Origin of the sequence: Candidatus Aegiribacteria sp. (assembly GCA_021108005.1) — a bacterium.
GTDB lineage: Bacteria > Fermentibacterota > Fermentibacteria > Fermentibacterales > JCC-6 > Aegiribacteria.
This window is the reverse complement of record JAIORS010000090.1, coordinates 1-3,750: the sequence shown is the minus strand read 5'-3', so window position 1 is coordinate 3,750 and position 3,750 is coordinate 1. Positions and strand designations below refer to the sequence as shown.

At 44.5% G+C, this 3,750-nt stretch carries 3 protein-coding genes; 1 reads left to right on the top strand and 2 read right to left on the bottom strand.

The features are described from left to right. On the bottom strand, positions 1-704 hold a 704-nt coding region (locus K8S15_05210; protein ID MCD4775436.1), incomplete at its 3' end, for an AAA family ATPase. A 605-nt stretch (positions 705-1,309) separates the two neighbouring features. On the opposite strand from K8S15_05210, the gene K8S15_05205 reads away from it, so the two are divergent. Continuing rightward, positions 1,310-2,395, top strand: a complete 1,086-nt coding sequence (locus K8S15_05205; protein ID MCD4775435.1) for a hypothetical protein — start codon at positions 1,310-1,312, stop codon at positions 2,393-2,395. Between the two features lie 100 nt (positions 2,396-2,495). Here K8S15_05205 and K8S15_05200 read toward each other — a convergent pair whose 3' ends face one another. Then, entirely contained in the window at positions 2,496-3,677 is a 1,182-nt protein-coding gene (locus K8S15_05200) for an ATP-binding protein (GenBank protein MCD4775434.1), read from the bottom strand. Positions 3,678-3,750 lie beyond the last annotated feature (73 nt).

The window sequence follows — 3,750 nt, the reverse complement described above, 5'->3', positions numbered from 1 at the left end:
GCATCAAGACAGGCCGGGTCAACATGCGGCTTATATTTAGAAAAATCATCTCTGTATGATTCTATTATTTCCGATTGAACTCTGAAGGTTTCAAGCATCGATCCTGATTCACTGAAAGTTTTAACACATTCAGGCATTCCTCCGATAAAGAAATATCTGCGCAATTCTTCAAGGAGCATATTTTGAACCCGCTCATCCACTGTGCCCGGGTGTTTAAGAGATTCTGCGGCTAATGATTCCCCGCGAATTGCATTGAGATACTCATAGAATGACATGGGGTAAACCTGCATGTATTGAACTCTGCCAACCGGAACAGATATTTCTCCAAAAGCGAATTCAAGCAGGGAACCTGCTGCAATAACATGGAGTTCGGGCATAACCTCGTAAAAATATCTCAGCGCTGTAATTGCTCTGGGGCATGCCTGGATTTCATCGAGAAAGAGAAGCGTTTTTCCCGGAGTGATTGGTTTCGTAGATAATTCAAGATAATTCACAATCTTTTTCGGGTCTAATTCTCCTTCAAAATAGATGTGAAGATTATTCATCTTCTCTAAATCGATTTTAACATAGTTTTCAAATTCTTCAGCAAGGATGTTTTCTACAAGCCATGTCTTGCCAACCTGTCGTGCACCACGCAGAATTAGCGGTTTCCGGCGTTTTGATTCTTTCCATTCAAGCAACTGTTTTTCAAGCATTCTTTTCATAATAACCTCCTGGGTTGATGACATTATTGCTATACTGGATGTAGAATGTCAAGGGTCATACTGTATAAATACTGTAGAATGTCAAGGATGAATAGGTATGGCTGACCCAAAATCACTCTGTGTTTAGCGGATGAACCGTTCCAGGAGATTTAACCGGGTCGCAGAGAAAAACCCGGGGTACAGGGAAAACACGCTTCTGCTGTCAAGAAAAATCTGAAAGCCTTGCCGGTGTTCGGAATATTAGCAGTGTATGATCACGTTCTAACTGAGAATTGAATTGACACCATTTGCATAAGCGGATATTATGCTGTTGAGACGATTTGTCTGATAGGTTTATTCAGGAGTTGCTGTATGCCGAATTAGGAAATCATTGAGCTGGAGAAGGAAGCCGAGATATATCGTTTGAGGAATGTTGAGCTTTCAAGTATGAACGATCGGCTTCGTGATGCACTTGCGGACGTTAAAATGATGACGGTTACTGGCAGCAGATCGAGTCTTATATCTCCGATCACTCAGACGCGAAATTCTCTCACGGCCTCTGCCCAGAGTGTATGGTTAAATTGCATGGAAGAGAGTATTAGTTCGAGTAGAAGAAGCAGACATTCATGGTAATCAAACGGAAGGATTTCATAATGTGCAGGATTTGCTTTATTCCGGTGTTACTATTAAGTATTCTTGCGGTTTCCTGCGGGGATGGAGGGTTGGGACCGTCACCGGGCAGTTCGATGGTCGGCTGGGCTGTTGGTTCGGTATATCAGGGACCCGGGCTCATCCTTCATACTACTGATGGCGGAAACAACTGGAACCGGCAGGAATCATCTGCAATTCCCGAGATGCAGCTGGAAGCGGTTTTCGCTGTGGATTCACTCTGCGCATGGGTAGTAAGCGGACCGGATGGAGGTTATGCAACCGTTCTCCGAACGCTCGATGGCGGCGCGACCTGGACGAGAATCGGTTCATCAGCAGCTATCCTTAATACAAGTCTGAACGCGGTATACGCTTTCAGTACTGAATCAGCACTGGTTGCTGGTGGTAATAACGCCATCCTGTATACGAACGATGGAGGTAACAGCTGGATTTCAATATCCGATGCAGCTTACGATACTTTCACGTACGATGATGTATATGCAATAGACCCAGGTTGTTTATGGGTTGTCGGAGGTGACGGAGCAGACGGAATAATCCTCCATACCACTGATGGAGGAATGCAATGGGAGAGTCAGGGCAATGCGTTTCTGCTTGATTCTTTTCCACTCATAAGTGTGAGTGCTGTCAACGCGGACACAGCATGGACGGTAGGCCATGGCCATACCGTCGCAAAAACAACTGATGGAGGGCAGAACTGGGAACTCTGCGTGCCCGATTCGCTTCCCAGAACAACTCAATCTGATGACGCCAACGGGATAGTGGCGCTTCCTTCCGGATGGACGCTGGTAGGAATGGACTACGGGAAAGCTTACATCACTGAAGATGGAGGAACCACCTGGACAAAGCAGGATGTTCCCACTGCTGAACTTCTTCTGGGGTGCTGTTCACTGAATCAGACGTACTCCTGGATAGCGGCGCAGAGTATGAATGCTACCGGAGGCTGCATTGTAGCGACTTCGAACGGCGGCAGTTCCTGGACATTGCAGTACTCGTCCGACATTCAGACAATCTGTGATGTATCATTCGTTGGTGCCCAGCACTGAAAGAAGATATCTGATATCGAGATCGACATCGCAGAAGGAGTATCCTCGATCAAGGGTTATCTTGAACCGCCCGAAATGCAAGCTTGTATTGAGCAGCCCCTTACGGTTTTGTGGGGGTCAGGACAGATAAAGCATCTGGATATCTTAAGGGGTTTGTTATCTTTGTGCTTTCAAATGAGAATTCTTCTTCTCCATTGTAAAAAACTATTCCATCGTTGCATCGATTTCCCAGTACTTTTCTCAGCGAAGAAATTCCTTTTATAAAGTCTGGAGTAAAGGTTGATGAGGATTTTATCTCTATCGGCTGGATTGATCTTCCATCGGGTATCAGCAGATCAACTTCTTTGCCGTTTGAATCTCTGTAAAAGTACAGATCAGGTCTTTGTCCCGTATTGAGTCTGGTCTTCAAAACTTCCATAATCACAAGATTCTCGTAAATATTTCCCCTCAGAGGGTCGCGTTTCAGTTGAGCAGAGTTGTCTATACCCAGGAGATAGCACAACAGGCCGGTATCTGTAAAATAGATTTTTGGAGATCGAACTACTCTTTTTCTGATATTCTCATGGTACGAAGATAATTCTATAACCATGAATGAGGCTTTCAGGATATCTATCCATGATCTTACTGTAGTAGAGGATACACCGGTATCGTTACTGATGTTTGAAAGATTTATAAGTTGTCCTACTCTGCCCGCAAGCAGGCGCAGAAAGGAATGGAAGTTTGTAATATTTTTGATGTTCATCAGAGATCTGACATCTCTTTCAACATAGGTTTGTATGTAGCTTGAGAAAAATCTTCCCGGGGAAAGATTTTTATCATGAAGTCCAGGGAAAAAGCCCATGCAGCAAAGCTCAAATGCATTCCATTCTTTTTTATAGAAAGTAAGCTCTTTTAGTGAAAATTGCATGAGGTTAAGAATAGCAGTTCTACCAGCCAGCGATTGACTAACTGCCTGATGCAGCATTGGCTGATGACTGCCCGTTAAAATGAATTGTCCTGTATCGGAGCTGTTGTCAACGATTCCCTGTATGTATGAAAGAAGTTCAGGAACTCTTTGAATCTCATCAAGGATTGCTCCTCCAGCAAGCTCGTTAAGAAAACTGCGAGGATCTCCAAGCGCTCTTTGCCGGACATCAGGTGATTCAAGTGACCGGTAGGATTTGCCGGGGAAAGTGGCTCTTACTAAAGTTGTTTTCCCGGATTGACGAGGACCCAGTATTGTTACCACAGGATACTCTTCTGCTGCTTCCAGCAATTCTTTCTTGAGAGTGCGTTCTATAATCATATGCGAAGAATGCGCTATTTTTATGCAATTGTCAAGTAGAACCTCCGATTTACATCAGCGGTTGGGGTCA